At 72.5% G+C, this 19,629-nt stretch carries 14 protein-coding genes; 6 read left to right on the top strand and 8 right to left on the bottom strand.

Features of this window, described 5'->3' with window-relative positions:
• The 5 genes from AC5LSR_RS06485 to uvrC form a co-directional block, all read right to left on the bottom strand.
• Positions 1–2,364: aconitate hydratase (locus AC5LSR_RS06485; protein ID WP_493468246.1), on the bottom strand; the 2,364-nt coding region annotated here is incomplete at its 3' end.
• 284 nt (positions 2,365–2,648) lie between these two features.
• Complete coding sequence (gene whiA / locus AC5LSR_RS06490) at positions 2,649–3,635, bottom strand: DNA-binding protein WhiA (RefSeq protein ID WP_493464630.1); 987 nt, start codon at positions 3,633–3,635, stop codon at positions 2,649–2,651.
• A 5-nt stretch (positions 3,636–3,640) separates the two neighbouring features.
• A complete protein-coding gene (locus AC5LSR_RS06495) occupies positions 3,641–4,834 on the bottom strand; it encodes a gluconeogenesis factor YvcK family protein (protein WP_250285066.1) in 1,194 nt (397 codons plus the stop codon).
• Positions 4,831–5,712, bottom strand: a complete 882-nt coding sequence (gene rapZ / locus AC5LSR_RS06500; protein WP_250285063.1) for an RNase adapter RapZ — start codon at positions 5,710–5,712, stop codon at positions 4,831–4,833. Before rapZ ends, AC5LSR_RS06495 begins: the two co-directional genes overlap by 4 nt.
• The gene (uvrC, locus tag AC5LSR_RS06505) at positions 5,709–8,081 is read right to left on the bottom strand and encodes an excinuclease ABC subunit UvrC (RefSeq protein WP_493464631.1); all 2,373 of its coding nucleotides are present in this window, start codon (positions 8,079–8,081) and stop codon (positions 5,709–5,711) included. The genes rapZ and uvrC overlap by 4 nt, the downstream gene beginning before the upstream one ends.
• 592 nt (positions 8,082–8,673) lie before the next feature.
• Here uvrC and AC5LSR_RS06510 point away from each other — a divergent pair.
• On the top strand, positions 8,674–9,087 hold the full coding sequence (locus AC5LSR_RS06510) for an SsgA family sporulation/cell division regulator (protein WP_250285112.1): 414 nt from the start codon (positions 8,674–8,676) through the stop codon (positions 9,085–9,087).
• Positions 9,088–9,164: 77 nt separating this feature from the next.
• On the opposite strand, the gene uvrA is transcribed toward AC5LSR_RS06510, so the two are convergent.
• Positions 9,165–12,164, bottom strand: coding sequence for an excinuclease ABC subunit UvrA (uvrA, locus tag AC5LSR_RS06515; RefSeq protein WP_250285111.1), 3,000 nt, complete (start codon positions 12,162–12,164; stop codon positions 9,165–9,167).
• 227 nt (positions 12,165–12,391) lie between these two features.
• On the opposite strand from uvrA, the gene AC5LSR_RS06520 reads away from it, so the two are divergent.
• The 3 genes from AC5LSR_RS06520 (at position 12,392) to hemC (ending at position 16,160) form a co-directional block, all read left to right on the top strand.
• Entirely contained in the window at positions 12,392–13,069 is a 678-nt protein-coding gene (locus tag AC5LSR_RS06520) for an MBL fold metallo-hydrolase (RefSeq protein WP_250285115.1), read from the top strand.
• Positions 13,070–13,106: 37 nt separating this feature from the next.
• Positions 13,107–14,990 (top strand): Na+/H+ antiporter NhaA, encoded by a 1,884-nt coding sequence (gene nhaA, locus AC5LSR_RS06525; RefSeq protein ID WP_250285110.1) that lies wholly within the window; start codon positions 13,107–13,109, stop codon positions 14,988–14,990.
• A 234-nt stretch (positions 14,991–15,224) separates the two neighbouring features.
• Positions 15,225–16,160 (top strand): hydroxymethylbilane synthase, encoded by a 936-nt coding sequence (gene hemC / locus AC5LSR_RS06530; protein ID WP_250285114.1) that lies wholly within the window; start codon positions 15,225–15,227, stop codon positions 16,158–16,160.
• A 55-nt stretch (positions 16,161–16,215) separates the two neighbouring features.
• Here hemC and AC5LSR_RS06535 read toward each other — a convergent pair whose 3' ends face one another.
• Positions 16,216–17,163, bottom strand: a complete 948-nt coding sequence (locus tag AC5LSR_RS06535; protein ID WP_250285109.1) for a hypothetical protein — start codon at positions 17,161–17,163, stop codon at positions 16,216–16,218.
• A 390-nt stretch (positions 17,164–17,553) separates the two neighbouring features.
• Here AC5LSR_RS06535 and AC5LSR_RS06540 point away from each other — a divergent pair, with 390 nt between their 5' ends.
• Entirely contained in the window at positions 17,554–18,213 is a 660-nt protein-coding gene (locus AC5LSR_RS06540) for a TetR/AcrR family transcriptional regulator (RefSeq protein WP_250285108.1), read from the top strand.
• Here AC5LSR_RS06540 and AC5LSR_RS06545 read toward each other — a convergent pair.
• Positions 18,188–18,949 carry a phosphate signaling complex PhoU family protein gene (locus AC5LSR_RS06545; RefSeq protein WP_250285107.1) on the bottom strand — a complete coding sequence of 254 codons (762 nt, stop codon included), beginning with the start codon at positions 18,947–18,949 and terminating at the stop codon, positions 18,188–18,190. The two genes, AC5LSR_RS06540 and AC5LSR_RS06545, sit on opposite strands and share 26 nt — an antisense overlap.
• Positions 18,950–19,396: 447 nt before the next feature.
• Between AC5LSR_RS06545 and AC5LSR_RS06550 the strand changes: the two genes are divergently transcribed.
• A partial coding sequence (locus AC5LSR_RS06550) for a hypothetical protein (RefSeq protein WP_493468247.1) occupies positions 19,397–19,629 on the top strand: 233 nt, incomplete at its 3' end.

Below are 19,629 nucleotides of genomic sequence, written 5' to 3' on the forward strand. Positions count from 1 at the left end.
CAGGTGGCGGGTGACCCCGCCCTCGACGCCGGGAACGAGCCGGTTGCGCAGCCGGATGTTGGCGAACGTCCCGCGGATCATCACCTCGTGGTTGCCCCGGCGGGAGCCGTAGGAGTTGAAGTCCTTCGGGTCGACGCCGTGCTCGACCAGGTAGCGGCCGGCCGGCGAGTCCCGCTTGATGGAACCGGCGGGCGAGATGTGGTCGGTGGTCACCGAGTCGCCCAGCAGCGCCAGCACCCGGGCGCCGACGATGTCCGGGCGCGGCGCCGGCGTCGCCGGCATCCCCTCGAAGTACGGGGGGTGGCGGACGTAGGTCGAGTCGGGGGCCCAGGCGAAGGTCTGGGAGACCTCGCCCCCGTCGCCGGTGGGCAGCGACTGCCACTGCTTGTCCCCGGTGAGGTCGCCGTAGTCCTCGGTGAACATCTCCGAGCGGATCGCGTCCCCGACGACCTCGGCGACCTCGGCCTCGCTCGGCCAGATGTCGCGCAGGTAGACCGGATTGCCGGCGGTGTCGGTGCCGAGCGGGTCGCTGGTCAGGTCGATGTCCATCGTGCCGGCCAGCGCGTAGGCGACGACCAGCGGCGGGGACGCCAGGTAGTTCATCTTGACGTCCGGGTTGATCCGGCCCTCGAAGTTGCGGTTGCCGGACAGGACGCTGACCACCGCCAGATCACCGTCGTTCACACCCTGGCTGATCTCCTCCTGCAGCGGGCCGGAGTTGCCGATGCAGGTGGTGCACCCGTACCCGACCAGGTTGAAGCCGAGCTTGTCCAGGTACGGGGTGAGCCCGGCGCGCTCGTAGTAGTCCATGACGACCTTGGAGCCCGGGGCGAGGGTGGTCTTGACCCACGGCCGGCGGGTCAGGCCGCGCTCGACGGCGTTGCGGGCCAGGATCGCCGCACCGACCATGACCTGCGGGTTGGAGGTGTTCGTACACGAGGTGATCGCGGCGATCGCGACCGCGCCGTGGTCGATCTCGAAGCTGGTGCCGTCCGCGAGCGTCACCCGGGTCGGGCTGGACGGGCGGTCGGCGACGTCACCGGCGACACCGTTGGACGACACCGGCGCGTCGCCGGCCTTGTCCGCGAACGCGGCCGCGGGGTCGCTGGCGGGGAAGGACTCGGCGCTGGCCTCGTCCGCGCCGCCGTTGACCAGCGCGGCCGGGGCGGTCGCGGCGGAGCCGGCGTAGTCCGTGAGCGCCGTGCGGAAGGCGGTCTTGGCGGTGCGCAGGGGCACTCTGTCCTGCGGGCGGCGCGGCCCGGCCAGCGACGGCTCGATCGTGGACAGGTCGAGCTCCAGGGTGGTGGTGTACACCGGCTCGTGGCCGGGGTCGTGCCACAGCCCCTGCTCCTTGGTGTAGGCCTCGACCAGGTCGATCTGCTCCTGGGGACGGCCGGTCAGCCGCAGGTAGGCCAGCGTCTCCGCGTCCACCGGGAAGATCGCGCAGGTCGAGCCGTACTCGGGGCTCATGTTGCCGATGGTGGCCCGGTTCGCCAGCGGGACGTTGCCCACGCCCTCGCCGTAGAACTCGACGAAACGGCCGACCACACCGTGCTGGCGCAGCTTCTCGGTGATGGTCAGGACCAGGTCGGTGGCGGTGGTGCCGGGGGTGAGCTCGCCGGTGAGCTTGAAGCCGACCACGGTCGGGATGAGCATGCTGACCGGCTGGCCGAGCATGGCGGCCTCGGCCTCGATGCCGCCGACGCCCCAGCCGAGCACCCCGAGCCCGTTGATCATTGTGGTGTGGCTGTCGGTGCCGACCAGCGTGTCCGGGTAGGCCAGCCGGCCGTCGGGGGTGTCCCTGGTGAAGACCACCCGGGCGAGGTACTCCAGGTTGACCTGGTGGACGATCCCGGTGTTCGGCGGGACGACGGTGAAGTTGTCGAAGGCCGCCTGGCCCCACCGCAGGAACTGGTAGCGCTCGCGGTTGCGGCCGAACTCCAGCTCGGCGTTGCGGGCGAACGCGTCGGCGCGGCCGAAGACGTCCGCGATGATCGAGTGGTCGATCACCAGCTCGGCGGGCGCCAACGGGTTGATCTTCGCCGGGTCCCCGCCGAGCGCCGTCACGGCCTCGCGCATCGCGGCCAGGTCGACCACGCACGGCACGCCGGTGAAGTCCTGCATGATCACCCGAGCCGGCGTGAACTGGATCTCCTGGCTCGGCTCGGCGGCCGGGTCCCAGGCCGCGAGCGCGCGCACGTGGCCGGCCGTGATGTTGGCACCGTCCTCGGTGCGCAGCAGGTTCTCCAGCAGGACGCGCAGGCTGTAGGGCAGCCGGTCGGCTCCGGGCACCGCGTCCAGCCGGCGGATCGTATACGTGTGGTCACCGACTTTGAGATGACCTGTGCTGCCGAAGCTGTCCATATCTCCTCCTTGCCGCGTTCCCTCGCGGACCATCCTGGCGTGTGCCGGGCCTTGCGGGCCTGCGTCAGAGAGAAGAAGCATGCTCTCGCCGACGCGAGTCAGGGCCCGCGGGGCCGGTTGTCGCGCCGTCGTCCGGCCGTCCCATCCGACCATCTCGGCGGAGACGGTAATATCCCTTTTACTTAGTATTGCTAAGGATATACCAGCCGACACCGGTGAGGCGCCGAGCTGCGCACCCGTGGCAGCACGGAAAGAACATGATCGCGTAGTTGGCGGCCCGCTCGCTAGGCGTTCTCGAGAAGATCCGGAGAGACACTCGCCTCGGTGTTCGGCAGCCCGAGCGCGTGCGCCCGCTTGTCCGCCAGCGCGAGCAGCCGCCGGATACGGCCGGCCACCGCGTCCTTGGTCAACGGCGGGTCCGCGAGCGAGCCCAGCTCCTCCAGGGACGCCTGGGCGTGCTCCAGGCGCAGCTGGCCGGCCGCCAGCAGATGGCCGGGCGCGTCGTCCCCCAGGATCTTCAGCGCCGCCTGGACCCGGGCCCCGGCCGCCACCGCCGCCCGGGCGGAGCGCCGCAGGTTGGCGTCGTCGAAGTTCGCCAGCCGGTTCGCGGTCGCCCGTACCTCCCGGCGCATCCGGCGCTCCTCCCAAGCCAGCAGGCTGTCATGGGCGCCGATCTTCGTCAGCAGCGCGCTGATCGCGTCCCCGTCCCGGATCACCACCCGGTCCACCCCGCGCACGTCCCGGCTCTTGGCCGCCACCCCCAGCCGCCGGGCCGCGCCGACCAGCGCCAGCGCCGCCTCCGGCCCCGGCGAGGTGATCTCCAACGAGCACGACCGGCCCGGCTCGGTCAGCGAGCCGTGCGCCAGGAACGCCCCGCGCCACGCCGCCGCGGCGTCGCAGGCCGCGCCCGTGACGACCTGCGGCGGCAGCCCGCGCACCGGCCGGCCCCGCTGGTCGAGCAGCCCGGTCGACCGGGCGAGCTGCTCACCGTCGCGTTCCACCCGGACGATGTAGCGCACCGACCGGCGCAGCCCGCCGGCGGCGAGCACCGCGATACCGGACGGGAAGCCGAAGACCTCGGCGATCTCCCGGCGCAGCCGCCGCGCGGTGGCACCCGCGTCGAGCTCGGCCTCGACGACGATACGGCCGCGCACGATGTGCAGCCCGCCGCCGAAGCGCAGCAGCGCGGCCATCTCCGCGCGGCGGCAACACGGCTTGGCCACCCGCAACCGGCTGAGCTCGTCCTTGACGGTGGCGGTCATTGCAGCCACACGAATCATTCCTCACCTTCACACGACCGGCCGGCGGTGGCGGGGCCACCGCGCGTCCCACCGGCCGATGCCGCCTCGTCGCTGACAAGCTCGTCGTTCCCGACCGGTCGCCCGGCGCCGGGCCACGCGCCACCGGGTGCGGCGCCGGCCGAGGGCCCGGGGCCCGGTCGGAAGATCTCTGTTCTTCCCGCGTGCTCTTCCCGCCCCGGCCGGCTGTCCGGCGTCAGCCCGAACACCGCCTCGAAGGCGGCGGCCAGCCGCCGGGGGTCGTGGCGCGGTTCGCCGGGATGGGCGACGGGCGCCAGGTGCAGCCGCGCCCCCAGCTCGGCCGAGGCGTGGGCGAGCGCGGCCGGGTCGGGCACCGCGTCGGGGTCGGCGATCACCACGTCGAGGGCCAGCTCCGGCACGTGCGTCCCGATGACCCGCAGGTGCTCCTCCGGCAGGTAGCCCTCGGTCTCGCCCGGCTGCGGCACCAGGTTGAGCACCATGACCCGGCGGGCCGGCGAACCGAGCAGCCGGCCGGTGACCTCGGGCACCAGCAGGTGGGGCAGCACACTGGTGTAGAGCGACCCCGGGCCGAACACGATCCACTCGGCGCTGTCGATCGCGGTGAGCACCGGCGGGCAGGCGGCGGGCTTGGCCGGCCGCAGATACACGCTCACCACCCGCCCGGCCGTGGTGGCCACCGCCGCCTGCCCGCGGACCTCCACCGTGGCGTGCGGGTCACCCGGGTCGAGGCCGGCGACCCGGGCGACGATGTCGATGCCGTCGTCGGACAGCGGCAGCACCCGGCCGGCGGCCCCCAGCAGCCTGCCGGCCAGGTCGAGCGCGCCCACCGGGGAGCCGTGCCGCTCGGCGAGCGCGGTGAGCACCAGGTTGCCGACGGCGTGCCCGGCCAGCGGCCCGTCCCCGCCGAACCGGTGCTGGAACAGCTCCGCCCAGGCGGACGACCAGGTGTCCGGGCCGGCCAGGGCGGCCAGTGCCATCCGCAGATCACCCATGGGCAGCGCGTCCAGCTCGGCCCGCAGCCGGCCTGACGAGCCCCCGTCGTCACCTACGGTCACAACCGCGGTGAGACGGTGGGTGATGCGCCGCAGCGCCCGCAGGGACGCGGCCAGCCCGTGCCCCCCGCCGAAGGCCACCACCGCGGGGCCGGGCCCTGGCGCCCGGCCGATGGGCGCTCGGTCGATGACGGTCACTCGCGCCCCAGGTCACGGTGCACTATCCGGACGCCGACGCCGTCCCCGGCGAGCCGCCCGGCGAGCTGTTCGGCCACTGCCACGCTGCGGTGCTTGCCGCCGGTACAGCCCACCGCGAGCGTCAGATACCGCTTGCCCTCACGCACATATCCCTCCCCCACCAGCCGCAGCAGCGCCGCGTACTGTTCGACGAACTCCTCCGCCCCGGGCTGCTCAAGGACGTAGTCACGTACCTGCGGGTCGCAGCCGGTGTACGGCCGCAGCTCCGCCACCCAGTGCGGGTTCGGCAGGAACCGGCAGTCGGCCACCAGGTCCGCGTCGAGCGGGAGGCCGTACTTGTAGCCGAAGGAGACCACCGTCGCGGCCAGCCTGGTCCCCGACGGCTGGCCGAACGCCGCGTCGATCTTCGCGCGCAGCTCGTGGACGTTGAGGTCGGTGGTGTCCAGCACCAGGTCCGACTCGCCGCGCAGCTGCGCCAGTAACGCGCGCTCACGGCTGATGCCGTCGACCACCCGGCCGTCGCCCTGCAGCGGATGCGGCCGGCGGACATGGTCGAACCGGCGCACCAGCGTCTCGTCCGCGGCCTCCAGGAACAGCACCCGCGGGTGCATGCCGCGGGCGGCGTGCGCGTCCAGGGTCGCGCGCAGGTCGGGGAAGAAAGCCCGGCCGCGGACGTCCACGACCACCGCGATGCGGTTGACCGCGCCCTGGGAACGCAGCCCGAGCTCGGTCATGGTGGCCAGCAGCGCTGGCGGCAGGTTGTCCACGACGAACCAGCCGAGATCTTCCAGGCACTTGGCCGCGGTGCTGCGGCCGGCTCCGGACAGCCCGGTGATGATGGCGAGCTCAAGTGGCGCGGCGGGCGCGGCGGAGGTCATGTGGGAACACCCCGTGTCGGTGTGGCGTCAGGACCGGGGTCAGGGGCGGTGGCGCGGCTGGTGTCGTGAACGCTGGTGGCCGTGGCTGGCGCGGGACTGCCTGCCGGGGCCGCGGATGGTGCGGATGGTGAGGCGTCCGCGCTGTCCAGGATCTCTCCGGTGTACGGGTCGACCGCACCCGGGGTGGCGTCCGCGCCGCCGGGGCCGGTGGGGGCGAGCGCGTCCACGACCGCCTGGGCCGTGCGCCGGCCGATGCCCGGCACCTCGGCGATCTGCTCGACGGTGGCCTGCCGGATCCGCGCGAGCGAGCCGAAGGCGCGCAGCAGCGCCTTGCGGCGGGTCTCCCCGAGGCCGGGGACGTCGTCGAGGGCCGAGCGGACCATGCTCTTCGAGCGCTTCTGCCGGTGGTAGGTGACCGCGAACCGGTGCGCCTCGTCCCGGACCCGCTGCAGCAGGTACAGCGCCTCGCTGGTGCGGGGCAGGATCACCGGATCCTCCTCGTCCGGCAGCCAGACCTCCTCCAGGCGCTTGGCCAGCCCGCACAGGGCGACCCCGCCGGGGCCGCTGTCGATGCCGAGCGCGTCGAGGGCCCGGCGCGCCGCGGCGACCTGCGGCGGGCCGCCGTCGACGACGACGAGGTTCGGGGGGTAGGCGAAGCGCCGCGGCCGGCCGGTGGTGGGGTCCAGCGCGGCGCTGACGGCCCCGGCCGCCGTGCCCGGGCCGGCCGCTCCGGTCGGGGCGGCCGGCCGCGGCGGAGAGCCCGGTGACGCCGGCGCGTCCGGCAGGTCCGCCGGGCTCAAGGCGTCGGTGACGTCGGCAGGGCCGGTGGGATCCGGCAGGCCCGCGAACTCCCCGGTCCGGGCCCGTTCGGCGAGGTACCGGCTGAACCGCCTGGTGATCGTCTCGTGCATGCTCGCGACGTCGTCCTGCCCGTCGGCCCCGCGGATGGCGAACCGCCGGTACTCCGACTTGCGCGCCAGCCCGTCCTCGAAGACGACCATGCTGGCGACGACCTCGGTGCCCTGCAGGTTGGAGATGTCGAACGACTCGATCCGCAGCGGCGGGTCGGCGAGGCCCAGGGCGTCGGAGAGCTCCGACAGCGCCCGGCTGCGGGCGGAGAGGTCGCTGGCCCGGCGCGTGCGGTGCAGGGCGAACGCCTGCCTGGCGTTGTGCTCGACGGTCTCCATCAGGGTGCGCTTGTCCCCGCGCCGGGGGACCCGCAGGTCGACCCGGCCGCCGCGGGCGATGCCGAGCAGGTCCGCGACCACGTCCGCGTCCGGTGGGAGTTCCGGGACGAGCACCTCCCGCGGGATCTCGTTCGTCACCCGCGTGCCCACCCGGCCCGCGCCCGCCCGGCTCGTATCAGGGCCCGCGGCCTGGTCTGTGGCCTGGCCCGCCGGCCTGTCCGCCCCGGCGGACGGCGTGCCCGCGTTGTCGGAGAGGTACTCCTGGGTGAGGAACTGCTCGACCAGCTCCCCCGTCGTCAGATCCTCGATCTTGTCCACGACCCAGCCGCGCTGGCCCCGGACCCGGCCGTCACGTACATAGAAGATCTGCACGGCGGCTTCGAGCTCGTCCTGGGCGAACGCGATGATGTCGGCGTCGGTGCCGTCGGGCAGGACGACCGCCTGTTTCTCCATCGCCCGGCGCAGCGCGCCGATGTCGTCGCGCAGCCGGGCCGCCTGTTCGTACCGCTGGTCGGCCGCGGCCGCGGCCATCTCACGTTCGAGCTTGCGGATGTAGCGGCCGGTCTGCCCGGACATGAAGTCGCAGAAATCCTCGACGATGCGACGGTGCTCGACGGCGTCGACCCGGCCGACGCACGGCGCCGAGCAGCGGTCGATGTAGCCGAGCAGGCAGGGCCGGCCGATGCGGGCAGCCTGTTTGAACACCCCCGTGCTGCACGTGCGCGCCGGAAAGACGCGCAGGAGCAGGTCGAGCGTCTCCCGGATGGCCCACGCGTGGGGGTAGGGGCCGAAGTAGCGGACGCCGGGGCGCTTGGCGCCGCGCATCACCTGCAGGCGCGGGAACTGCTCGTACAGGGTGACGGCGAGGCTCGGGTAGCTCTTGTCGTCCCGGTATCGGACGTTGAAGCGGGGATCGAACTCCTTGATCCACGTGTACTCGAGCTGCAGGGCCTCGACCTCGGTCGATACGACGGTCCAGTCGACCGAACTCGCGGTCGTCACCATGTGCTGGGTGCGGGGGTGCAGGTTGTGGATGTCGGTGAAGTAGTTCGACAGCCGGGCGCGCAGGTTCTTCGCCTTGCCCACGTAGACCACCCGGCCGTGCTCGTCGAAGAACCGGTACACCCCCGGGGTCTCCGGAACCGATCCCGGCGCGGGACGGTAGGACGCCGGATCAGCCATGAACCGAGCCTACGGCGAGCCGGATCGGCACAGAACAACGCCTCCACGTAACCATTTCACCACGCTGAGCACTTAACTGTGCGGGGTGGCCGTGACCTGGTGCGCGAGCGCACCCCGCGGTGAACGTGAGCAGGCATATCTCACAGCTCGCGGACACCCGCTCACCGCGCCCGCCGGGAAGCAACGCCAGGGCCCATGCTCGAAGACCATGAGCGGTGTGCGAAGCATGATCCGTCGGACGCTCGGCGGCGGATGGGTGTGGTGGGCCGGCCGTGAGCGCGCCTCTCACCAGCCGGGCGGGGCCTGGCCGGCCGGGCATGGCCGGCGGGGCGACGCGCGGACAGCGGAACAGGGCCGATATGATCGACGCAGCCGGCCGGCCCTGTACGGCCGGCGGAGCCGACAGACGCCTTCCCCACGACATCGAGATGACGACCTCCCCGGCCAGGGTCCCGCAATGTCGGCGCCGGCCTTGTCCCAGCTGGTCCCGAACAGATCCCGCCACGCTTTCCGGGTGGCGTCTTGCCTGACTGGCTGTCACCCTCGATACCGCGGTGCACAGCGTCGCAGGACGACGAAGGAGGCACGACGGATGCAGGTGGAGGACGTGACCACCGAGTTGGTCGTCGATGACGCACCTTCCCGCGGGCGGCTGACCGTGCTGCAGGTGAACTGGCGACGGGCCGACCCCCTCGCGGTGACGTTGGAGCTCATCTCCCGGCCCGATCACCCCGCGCTGCCCCGCGGGACGTGGGTGGTACTGCGGGACGCGCTGCGGGCCGGGCTGGACGTGCCCACCGGCACCGGCGACGTGCGGATCACCCCCGAGCCCGAGCGCGGCTGTATCCGCCTCGACCTGACCGCCGGTGAGCTGCGCTCCGCCGTCCGGCTGAGCATGGACGCCGCTCGGGCGTTCCTCGACGCGACCGAACGGGTCGTTCCCCGCGGGCAGGAAGGCACCGCCGAGGAGCTGGACACCGTCCTCGCGAACCTGCTGGAGAACTGACCCCCCGCCCCCGCGGAGCCCTCCGTACCAGCCGCCCGTGACCTCGCGGACGGCTGGTGGCGGGCCCGCCGCGGGGGTTATCCCGCCACAGCATCCGCGGCGGGGCGCAGCGAGGTGCGTGGTGGCCGCTGGCCTGAGACGGCCCCCCGTGCGGCCGGGGTCTTCGCCGAGTTCGCCGAGGATGCTGCTGCCGCCGGGGGCAGCGCCGCCGCGTCGTGCTGGGCCGTGTCGAGGCGCTGCCCGAGGATCTCCCGCAGGAAGAGGCCGGTGTGGCTCTCCGCGGCCGCGGCGACCGTCTCGGGCGGCCCCTCGGCGACCACCCGGCCGCCGCCGGTGCCGCCCTCCGGCCCCATGTCGATGATCCAGTCAGCGGTCTTGATGACGTCCAGGTTGTGCTCGATGACGATCACCGTGTTGCCGGCGTCCACCAGCCGGCCGAGGACCCCGAGCAGCTTGCGGATGTCCTCGAAGTGCAGCCCGGTGGTGGGCTCGTCCAGGACGTAGACGGTGCGCCCGGTGGAGCGTCGCTGGAGTTCGGCGGCGAGCTTGACCCGCTGCGCCTCGCCGCCGGACAGCGTCGGCGCCGGCTGCCCGAGGCGGACGTAGCCCAGGCCCACGTCGTCGAGGGTGCGTAGATGCCGGGCGATCGCGGGGACGGCGGCGAAGAACTCCGCGGCCTCCTCGATCGGCATGTCGAGGACCTCGGCGATGCTGCGGTTCTTGTAGTGGACCTCCAACGTCTCCCGGTTGTACCGGGCGCCCTGGCAGACCTCGCACGGCACGTACACGTCCGGCAGGAAGTTCATCTCGATCTTGATGGTACCGTCGCCGGCGCAGGCCTCGCACCGGCCGCCCTTGACGTTGAACGAGAAGCGCCCGGGCAGGTAGCCGCGGACCTTGGCCTCGGTGGTCTCGGCGAACAGCCGCCGGATGTGGTCGAAGACACCGGTGTAGGTGGCCGGGTTCGAGCGCGGGGTGCGCCCGATCGGCGACTGGTCGACCCGGACGGCCTTGTCGAGATGCTCGACACCGGTGACGGTGCGGTGCCGGCCCGGCACCTCCCGGGCGCCGTTGAGCCTGTTCGCGAGCACCGTGGCCAGGATGTCGTTGACCAGCGTCGACTTGCCCGAGCCGGAGACGCCGGTGACCGCGACGAAGCAGCCGAGCGGGAACGACACCGTCACCTCGCGCAGGTTGTGCTCCCGGGCGGCGTGGACGGTCAGCGCCCGGCCCCTGGCCGGCGGACGCCGGATGCCGGGCACCGGGATCTCCCGGCGGCCGGACAGGTACGCCCCGGTCAGCGAGGCCTCCGCGGACAGCAGCGCGTCCACCGAGCCGGAGACGACGACCTTCCCGCCGTGCTCCCCGGCGCCGGGGCCGATGTCGACGACCCAGTCGGCGGCCCGGATCGTGTCCTCGTCGTGCTCGACGACGATCAGGGTGTTGCCGAGGTCCCGCAGCCGTACCAGGGTCTGGATGAGGCGGCGGTTGTCCCGCTGGTGCAGCCCGATCGAGGGCTCGTCGAGCACGTAGAGGACGCCGACCAGCCCGGAGCCGATCTGGGTGGCGAGCCGGATCCGCTGCGCCTCACCGCCGGCCAGGGTGCCGGCGGCCCGGTCCAGCGAGAGGTAGTCGAGGCCGACGTCGAGCAGGAACGCCAGCCGCGCGTCGATCTCCTTGAGCACCCGGCCGGCGATCGTGCGCTCCCGCTCGGTGAGCTCGAGGGTGCGCAGGAACGCGGCGCACTCCCCGATGGCCATGCCGGCGATCTCGGCGATCGACCGGCCGCCCAGCGTCACCGCCAGCGATTCGGGCTTGAGCCGGGCGCCGCGGCAGGCCGAGCAGGCGACATCGCGCATGTAGCCCTCGTAGCGCTCCCGGCTGCTGTCGGACTCGGCCTCGCGGTGGCGGCGCTGGAGGAAGGCGACGACGCCCTCGAAGGCCGTGTAGTACTGGCGGGAGCGGCCGTAGCGGTTGGTGTAGGAGACCTGGACCTCGGTCTCGCCCCGCCCGTACAGCACCGCCTTGCGGGCCCGTTCCGGCAGCCCCTCCCAGGGGATGTCCATCCGGAAGCCGAGGTCGGCGGCGAGGGCCTCGAGCAGCCGGGTGAAGTACTCCTTGTTGTGGCCGGCCGACCAGGGGGCGACCGCGCCGGCCGCCAGCGACAGCGACGGGTCGGGGACGACCAGGTCGGGGTCGACCTCCTTGCGGGTGCCCAGGCCCGAGCACTGCGCGCAGGCGCCGTACGGGGAGTTGAAGGAGAACGACCGCGGCTCGAGCTCCTCGAACGACAGGTCGTCGTAGAGGCAGGCCAGGTGCTCGGAGTACATCCGCTCCCGGTCGGGGCCGGCGGGGTCCCGGTCGACGAAGTCGATCAGCGCCAGGCCGCCGCCGAGGCCGAGGGCGGTCTCGACGGAGTCCGTCAGCCGCTGTTTGGCGGACGCCTTCACCGCCAGCCGGTCGACCACCACCTCGATGGTGTGCTTGCGCTGCTTCTCCAGCTTCGGCACGTCGGTGAGCGCGTGGACGCCGCCGTCGACGCGTACCCGGGCGAAGCCCTTGGCCTGCAGCTCCGCGAACAGGTCGACGTACTCGCCCTTGCGCCCCCGCACGAGGGGGGCCAGCACCTGGAACCGGGTGCCCGCGGGCAGCTCGAGCAGGCGGTCGACGATCTGCTGCGGGGTCTGCCGGGAGATCGGCCGGCCGCATGTCGGGCAGTGCGGCCGGCCCGCCCGCGCGAACAGCAGCCGCAGGTAGTCGTACACCTCGGTGATCGTCCCGACGGTGGAGCGGGGGTTGCGCGAGGTCGACTTCTGGTCGATGGAGACCGCCGGTGACAGGCCCTCGATGAAGTCGACGTCGGGCTTGTCCATCTGGCCGAGGAACTGGCGGGCGTAGGCCGACAGCGACTCGACGTACCGCCGCTGCCCCTCGGCGAAGATCGTGTCGAACGCGAGGCTGGACTTGCCCGAACCCGACAGGCCGGTGAAGACGATCAGCGAGTCCCGCGGCAGGTCGAGGTCGACGTCACGCAGGTTGTGCTCTCGCGCGCCGCGCACGACGAGACGGTCTGCCATCGTGGGAATCCTTCGCGCTCTGCTCTTGAGGATGGGGCTCTCGAGTACGGGACCAGGCTCGGGGCCAGGCCAAGCGTGGGGCTTGGGACCAGGGACCGGCCGTGCCACGGCCGGACGTGGCATCCGCCGCGCCTGCCATGCTACGGACCGGCTCCGACAGTTCCGGAACGGAGGATGCCGGAGCGCAGGATGATGAAACCCGCACAACCGACAGCCGGCGAGGGATGATGGGACACGAGATCAACGGCGACGGCTACACCGGCGCGGTACGTGTCGGTGGGCCGGCGGACGTCCGGACGCTGCCCGGACTGGTCATTTCCAAGGTCGCGGTCGGCCCGATGGACAACAACGCCTACCTGCTGCGATGTGCCGCGACGGGCGAACAGCTCCTGATCGACGCCGCGAACGAGCCCGGCACGCTGCTGGCCCTCGCCGGCGACGGCGGCCTTGCGACCGTGGTGACCAGCCATCGCCACGGCGACCACGTGCAGGCGCTGTCCGCGGTGGTCGCGGCCACCGGCGCGCGCACGGTGGCGCATCCCGACGACGCCGGCGCCATCCCGGTGGCGACCACGGCCCTGGTGCGCGACGGCGACGAGGTGACCGTCGGCGAGGTCACCCTGCGGGTCATCCACCTGGTCGGGCACACCGCCGGCTCCATCGCGCTGCTCCACGGCGCCGGCACCGCGGCGCCGCACCTGTTCACCGGCGACTGCCTGTTCCCCGGCGGCCCGGGCGCCACGTTCGGGGATCCCGTCGCGTTCAGATCCCTCATGGACGACCTGGAGAGCAAGGTCTTCGGCCCGCTGCCCGACACCACCTGGATCTACCCGGGGCACGGCCACGACACCATCCTCGGCGCGGAACGCCCCCACCTCGCCGAATGGCGTGCCCGCGGCTGGTGACCGGCCACCCCGCCTTCGGCGAACGAGAATCGGTGGTGTGGCGGAACCGGACCGGGGGGCGGGCCAGGCGTTCGCGGGCAGGACCCCGTGGCCGGGCGGCCGGTCGCCGCTGCGGGAGTTCCTGCGCACCGAGACCGGCGGTGCCGCGGTCCTGCTGGCGGCGACGCTCGCCGCCCTGATCTGGGTGAACGTCGCCGCCGCGTCGTACGAGACGGTCTGGGGAACCGAGCTGTCGATCGGGATCGGCCGCTGGGGCGTCGCGCAGGACCTGCGGGAATGGGTCACCAACGGGCTGATGGCGCTTTTCTTCTTCGTCGTCGGGCTGGAGACCCGGCGCGAGTTCGACATAGGCGAACTGCGGGAACGACGCCGCCTCGCCCTGCCCGTCATGGCCTGTCTGGCCGGGATGGCCGTACCCGTCCTGATCTACCTGGCGGTCAACGCGGGGGAACCGTCCGCGCGCGGCTGGGGGATCACGATGTCCACCGACACCGCCTTCGCCCTGGGTGTGCTCGCCGTCGTCGGGCCACGCTTCCCCGAGCGGCTGCGGACGTTCCTCCTGACGCTCACCGTCGTCGACGACGTCGTCGCACTCGTCGTCATCGCCGTCTTCTACAGCGAGGACGTCGTCTGGGGCGCGCTCGCCACCGGGCTCGGCATCTTCGCGGTGATACTCGCGGCGCGGGCGGCGGGCATGCGCTCCGGTGCGGGATACGCCGCGCTGGGGCTCGCGGCCTGGGCCGCGCTGTTGCGCTCCGGGATCGACCCGATCGTCATCGGGCTCGCGATGGGCCTGCTGACCTACGCCCACCCGGCGGGGCGCGGCGACCTGGAGCGCGCCACCGACCTGTTCCTGTCGTTCCGCGAGCAGCCGACACCGGAACTCGCCCGCAGGGCCCGGGTCGGCGTCTGGTACGCGATCTCGCCGAACGACCGCCTCCAGCAGATCTTCCACCCGTGGACGAGCTACCTTGTCGTCCCGCTGTTCGCGCTGGCGAACGCCGGGGTCGAGATCAGCGGCGACGTCCTCGGCCGCGCGCTGCACTCACCCGTGACGCTCGGCGTCGTCGCCGGCTACCTGCTCGGCAAACCGGTGGGCATCGTCGGCTCGGTGTGGCTGGTCAGGGCGGTCACCCACGGCCGGGTGCGCCTGCCCGTCGGCTGGGACGCGATCACCGGTGCCGGGGTGCTCGCCGGGATCGGCTTCACCGTGCCGCTGCTGATCGCGACGATGGCGTTCACCGGCGAGCGCCTCGCGGAGGCGAAGATCGGTATTCTGATGGCGGCGCTCGCCGCGTCCGTGCTCTCCTGGATCGTCTTCCAGGTGGCGGGCATGTTGCCGGCGCGGATGCGGGCCCGCGCCGAACGCGGCGTATCCGAGGTCATCATCGACCTCGCCGAGCCCGTCGACCCGGGGCGCGACCGGATCCGGGGGCCGCTCGACGCCCCGGTGACCCTCGTCGAATACGGCGACTTCGAGTGTCCCTACTGCGGCCGGGCCGAGGCCGTCGTCCGCGAGCTGCTCGCGGATTTCGGCGATCTGCGCTATGTCTGGCGGCACCTGCCGCTGACGAAGGTGCACCCCCATGCCGAGTACGCGGCCATCGCGGTCGAGGCCGCGGCCGAGCAGGGCGCGTTCTGGGAGATGCACGACCTGCTCTTCGATCACCAGTCGGCCCTCACGGTCAGAGATCTGCTGCGGTACGCGGGCGAGCTGGGGCTCGACCTCGAGCGGTTCCGGGCCGACCTGCGCGCCAGGGCCGGTGCCGACCGGGTCGAGCGCGACATCGCCTCCGCCGACGTCAGCGACGTCTCGGGAACACCGACGTTCTTCATCAACGGCCGGCGCCACCACGGCGCCTACGACGCCGCGACCCTCACCCTGGCCATAACGGCCGCCCGCCAGACAGCCAGGCAGTGACGAACAGTGACGGAAAGCCCGGAGCGGCCGTAGGAGCGGCCGTAACCGCAGCCAGCCCAGCCACTGTCGCCTCGGACACAGAGACGGGCCCTTCACCATGCCGTTGCGGCAGAGTATCCAACCGGAGCGGAGCATCCTCCAGGCGGGCCCGTGGACGGGCCGCGCGGGCGGTGGGTGCGACACTCGGGCGGTCTCGGGGCGCCTGTGGCGGCCCGGGGAACTAGCCTGGTGGCCATGTCCGCATCCCGGCTGATCCGTATTGGTACCCGTTCCTCCCCGATGGCCCTTGCCCAGGCCGAGCGGGTCCGCGCGGAGCTGACAGCCCGCAGTCCCGGTCTCACCGCCGAGATCGTGCCCATCACCACCAGCGGGGACAGGTGGACGGGCCCGCTGTCCGCGCTCGGTGGCAAGGGCGCCTTCACCAAGGAGGTCGACGAGGCACTGCTCGCCGGCCGCGCCGATCTCGCCGTGCACTGTATGAAGGACGTCCCCGGGGACCGCCCGGTCCCGGCCGGCACCGTCTTCGCCGCCTACCTGCCCCGGGACGACATCCGCGACGCCCTGATCCACCCCGGCGGCCGCACCCTGGACGAGCTGCCCGTCGGCGCCCGGGTCGGTACCTCCGCCGTGCGCCGGATCGCCCAGCTCGCCCAGTCCCACCCGCATCTGGAGACCGTGCCGATCCGCGGCAACGCCAACACCCGGCTGGCCCGGCTGGACGCCGGCGCGGCCGACGCGCTGCTGCTGGCCGTCTCCGGCCTGGAACGCATCGGCCAGGCGGGCCGCATCACCGAGATCCTCTCGGTGGAGGCGATGTGCCCGCCGATCGGCGCCGGCGTGCTCGGCCTGCAGTGCCGCGAGGACGACACCGACACCGCCGAGCTCGTCGCCGGCATGGACGACCTCGACGCCCGGCGGCAGGTCAGCGCCGAGCGCATGCTCCTGCACGTCCTGCAGGGCCACTGCAACTCGCCGATCGCCGGGCACGCCCACACCGAGCCCGACGGGCGGCTGTCCCTGCGGGCGAAGGTGTTCAGCCCCGACGGCAAGACCGTCCTGGACGCCCACGAGTGGGGCCCCGGCGCGGACCCGACGACCCTGGGGGCGTCGGTCGCGGTGGCGCTGCTCCGCCAGGGCGCCCAGGACCTCCTGAACGCCATCCCGCACTGAACGGACCGGAAGGAGAGGCCCGTTCAGTGCGGCCGCCGGGCCGCGGGCCCGGCGGTCAGGTGCCGAGCTCGCCTCGCTGCCATGCCCGCACCCGGCTGATCGTCCCGATCGCGCGGGTCCCGGCGGCGTGCGGGCGGACCGCGCCGATCCACCGGTCGGCCTTCGCCGACAGCGCCCCGGTACGGCGGCGCAGCGAGATGGTGACGGCCTCCTCGACGAGTTCGGCCGACCGTTCCAGGTCGAGGCGCCCACCGCTGAGGACGAGCGCGGTGGCCAGCGTGAAGCGGACACCTGACGACCAGCCGGGCATGTCGACCGCGTCGAAGACAGGCACACAGCACCGGTAGAGACTCTCGGCACGGCGGACCCGGCCGACGAGCGCGTTCGCGGTCAGCGCCCGCTCCTTGGCGTCCGCCGGATGGTAGCTGGTGAAGAACAGCCCGGGCATGCCCTGCTCGGCGGCGGGCAGCGCGCCGGCCGCCGCCAGGGCGTCGTCGGTCTGCTGCTCGACGATGTCCGGGTGCGCTCCGGCCAGCGCGTTGGCCTGTACCTGCCGGGCCAGCAGCGCGGCGGCGACAGGGCCCTCGGGACAGCGCCGCAGCCCGTCCATGATCATTTGCAGGGCCTCCGTGGGCCGGCCCGCCTCCATCGCGATCGCAGCCTGCTTCCGGCGGGCCGAACCGATCATGATCCGGTCGTGGGACGCCACCGCCATCCGGTAGGCGCTGTCGGCGATACGTTGCGCCGTGTGCAGGTCGCCGGCCATGGCGGCCAGGTCCGAGCGGGTGATGGCGATCCTGGCGGCGAGCCCGTCGAACACCATGGCCTGCGTCCGGCTCGGGTTGCGGCCGGCGCGCAGCGCCGCGGCCCTGGACTCGATGGCCCGGGCGATCTCGCTGGACTCCGCCGGCGGGCGCATGTTCACCTCGACGAGGAGCACGCCGAGCTCCTCGTCGAGCTCGTGCACTCCTGACTCGAAGTCGTCACTGAACGGCGGGGTCACAGGATCTCCGGCAGGAACGGCTGGCCTCCCGTGCGGGAGCCTGGAGCCGTCCACGCGGACGTCCGCCTCCTGTGCGCCTGCAGCGTCCGGCTGCGGCACCGGCTTGTCCAAGAGTCGTTACTCCTTGTGTCTGACAGTGATGTCATAGGTGCGATAGCGACCGGACAAGCCTCCCATGAGTGAACTATTGGGCGCCAAAACAATCATCTGATCTTGCGGATAGCACCGGTTGCACAATAAAGATCAAATTGCAGAGAGGTGTCGTCAACAATGTTGACTACACTGTAGTCTCCCTGAGAAGATCCCGGCAGGACGCCGACACGGCCGATCCCGGACAGTCCAGGCCCGCCTCGACCGGGCCGCCCGATCCCGAAGGAAGACGCCACGGCGATGGAGACCGCGCAGCCCCGCCACACCCGCACCCCTCGCGGCACGCTGTCCCGGCAGCTCCTCCTCGACACCGCGATGGAGATCGTCGACATCGGCGGGGTCGGCGGCTTCAGCATGCGGGCCCTGGGCGCGCGCCTGAACATCGACCCGACCGCCGTCTACCGGCACTTCCGGACCAAGAACGAGCTGCTGGAGGCGCTCGCCGACCGGGTCGTGCGCGGCGACGAGCCCCTCCCCCACACCGGCGATCCCCGGGCCGACCTCAGGGAGACCTTCGCGCAGCTGCGCGGATCGCTGCTGCGGCATCCGACGCTCGCGCCCATCGTGCTGCGCCGCCCGCCCGGCGGGGAGGCCAGCTGGGAACGGACCAACCACGCGATCGGCCTGCTACGGGAGGCGGGCCTGCCCGACCGCCAGGCCTCCGACGCCTACACGACCCTGCTCTTCTACACGCTCGGGCACGCCCTGACCGAGGCCCGGCACACCGCGGCGACCATCGCCAGAAAAGGACCGGACGCCACCGTGACACCGATCACCGCGATCGCTTCGTCAGCGTCCCGCTATCCACACCTCGCCGCGGCCGCCGACCATCTCGCCACGGACATGCAGGAGCAGTTCCACGACGGCATCACCCTCATCCTGTCCGCCCTGGCGATCTGACCGGGCCTCCTGCCGGGCCTCCCGGCGGATCAGCGGCGGTATCCGGACCGGCCGGCAGGCCCGGATCGTCCGGGCTGTCCGACAGCGACGGGACCCAGCGCAGGCGGACGAGCTGGCGGGCCGCGGTGACAGCCTGGTCGGCGTACCGCTCGTAGTACCGGGACAGCAAGGCGAGGTCCACCGCCTGCTGGATGCCGTGGGGCCAGCCGGGGTCGGTGAGGGCGGCCATCAGCCGCCGGTGGATGCGGTCGATGGGCTCGTCGCCCGCGGTGACCTGCCAGGCGGCGGCCGCCGGGTCGTCGGCGCAGATCGCGGTGGCCAGGCTGCTCGCCTGCTCGGCGCACAGCCGGCCGAGCTGGCTGAGGGTGGGACGCAGCCCGACCGGGACCACGACGGCGGGTGCCCGCAGGTCGGCGGTGGCGGCGATGTGGCCGGCGAGCTCGGCCATCCGCTGCACCGCCGCGGCGGTGCGCAGCCCGGCCACGACCAGGTGCAGGTCCCCGGCGACCGGGTTCTGCCGGGCCAGCAGCAGCACCAGGTCCTCGTCGAGGTCCTGACAGCAGTCACGCAGGCAGGCCACCGCGGCGTGCACACCGGCGGTGTCGGCCCGCCCGGTCACCGCGGTGGTCGCGTCGAGGACGATCTGACTGGTCTGCTCGGCAAGGTCACCCAGCATGATCCGCAGACGCCGCAGCGCCTCCGTGTACTCCAGTCGGCGCGGTTCGGGAACGTCCATACCCCCCATCGTCCACTGTGTGCCCGCATACATACAGCCGCACACGCACAGTCGTCGCGGTATCCGCCCGCCACGATCCGAGTCACTCCGAGGAGCCACCCGATCGGTCACGAAGAGCAACCATGCTCAGCGTGCGGCGTAGCCACCCGCAGTCCCGCTACAACCACGGCTCCCGGAGACGGGACGGCCAAGCCAAAAAAACAAAATCAAAACACTGGTTGAACAACCATCGGACGCCTGAAACCGTGAAGCACGGCAAAGCACACCGGAAGCAGGTGCCCACCCACCGGACGACAGCCGGCCAGTCAAAAACCGCGCGACCGTTTCTCCGCACCGTCGGCCTCCACCGAATCGACAGGGACGATCCGCCGGGCCGGGCCGGGCCGGAACCGGTATCCGGTGCGCTACGTGGCATAGTGCTGACCATGGGAATGATACGGGGGAGTCATGATTCCGTTTTTTGACGGCGTAGGCGCTGTTCTCACCCTGCTCCACTCCCTCGCCGTCGATCCCGCGCGACGCCGGTCGGCGCCACTGGTATGCCTGGTCGCCGGCCCGGACAGCGGCCCCTGGCTCACCGAGGTGCGCCAGCGCGTACGCTGGTCCCCGTCGCCGGTGATCCCGCGCGCCTATCTCGACCTGGCGCCGGAAGGCCGCCGGCACTCGACTTCTCCGCCCCT

It is taken from the genome of Protofrankia sp. CiP1_Cm_nod4, assembly GCF_982290645.1.

Excerpts from the sequence above, each read along its gene's own strand:
- rapZ (WP_250285063.1), bottom strand. The coding sequence starts at position 5,712 with ATGACCTCCGCCGCGCCCGCCGCGCCACTTGAGCTCGCCATCATCACC.
- uvrC (WP_493464631.1), bottom strand. The coding sequence starts at position 8,081 with ATGGCTGATCCGGCGTCCTACCGTCCCGCGCCGGGATCGGTTCCGGAG.
- AC5LSR_RS06510 (WP_250285112.1), top strand. The coding sequence starts at position 8,674 with ATGCAGGTGGAGGACGTGACCACCGAGTTGGTCGTCGATGACGCACCT.
- uvrA (WP_250285111.1), bottom strand. The coding sequence starts at position 12,164 with ATGGCAGACCGTCTCGTCGTGCGCGGCGCGCGAGAGCACAACCTGCGT.
- AC5LSR_RS06520 (WP_250285115.1), top strand. The coding sequence starts at position 12,392 with ATGGGACACGAGATCAACGGCGACGGCTACACCGGCGCGGTACGTGTC.
- hemC (WP_250285114.1), top strand. The coding sequence starts at position 15,225 with ATGTCCGCATCCCGGCTGATCCGTATTGGTACCCGTTCCTCCCCGATG.
- AC5LSR_RS06540 (WP_250285108.1), top strand. The coding sequence starts at position 17,554 with ATGGAGACCGCGCAGCCCCGCCACACCCGCACCCCTCGCGGCACGCTG.
- AC5LSR_RS06545 (WP_250285107.1), bottom strand. The coding sequence starts at position 18,949 with ATGGACGTTCCCGAACCGCGCCGACTGGAGTACACGGAGGCGCTGCGG.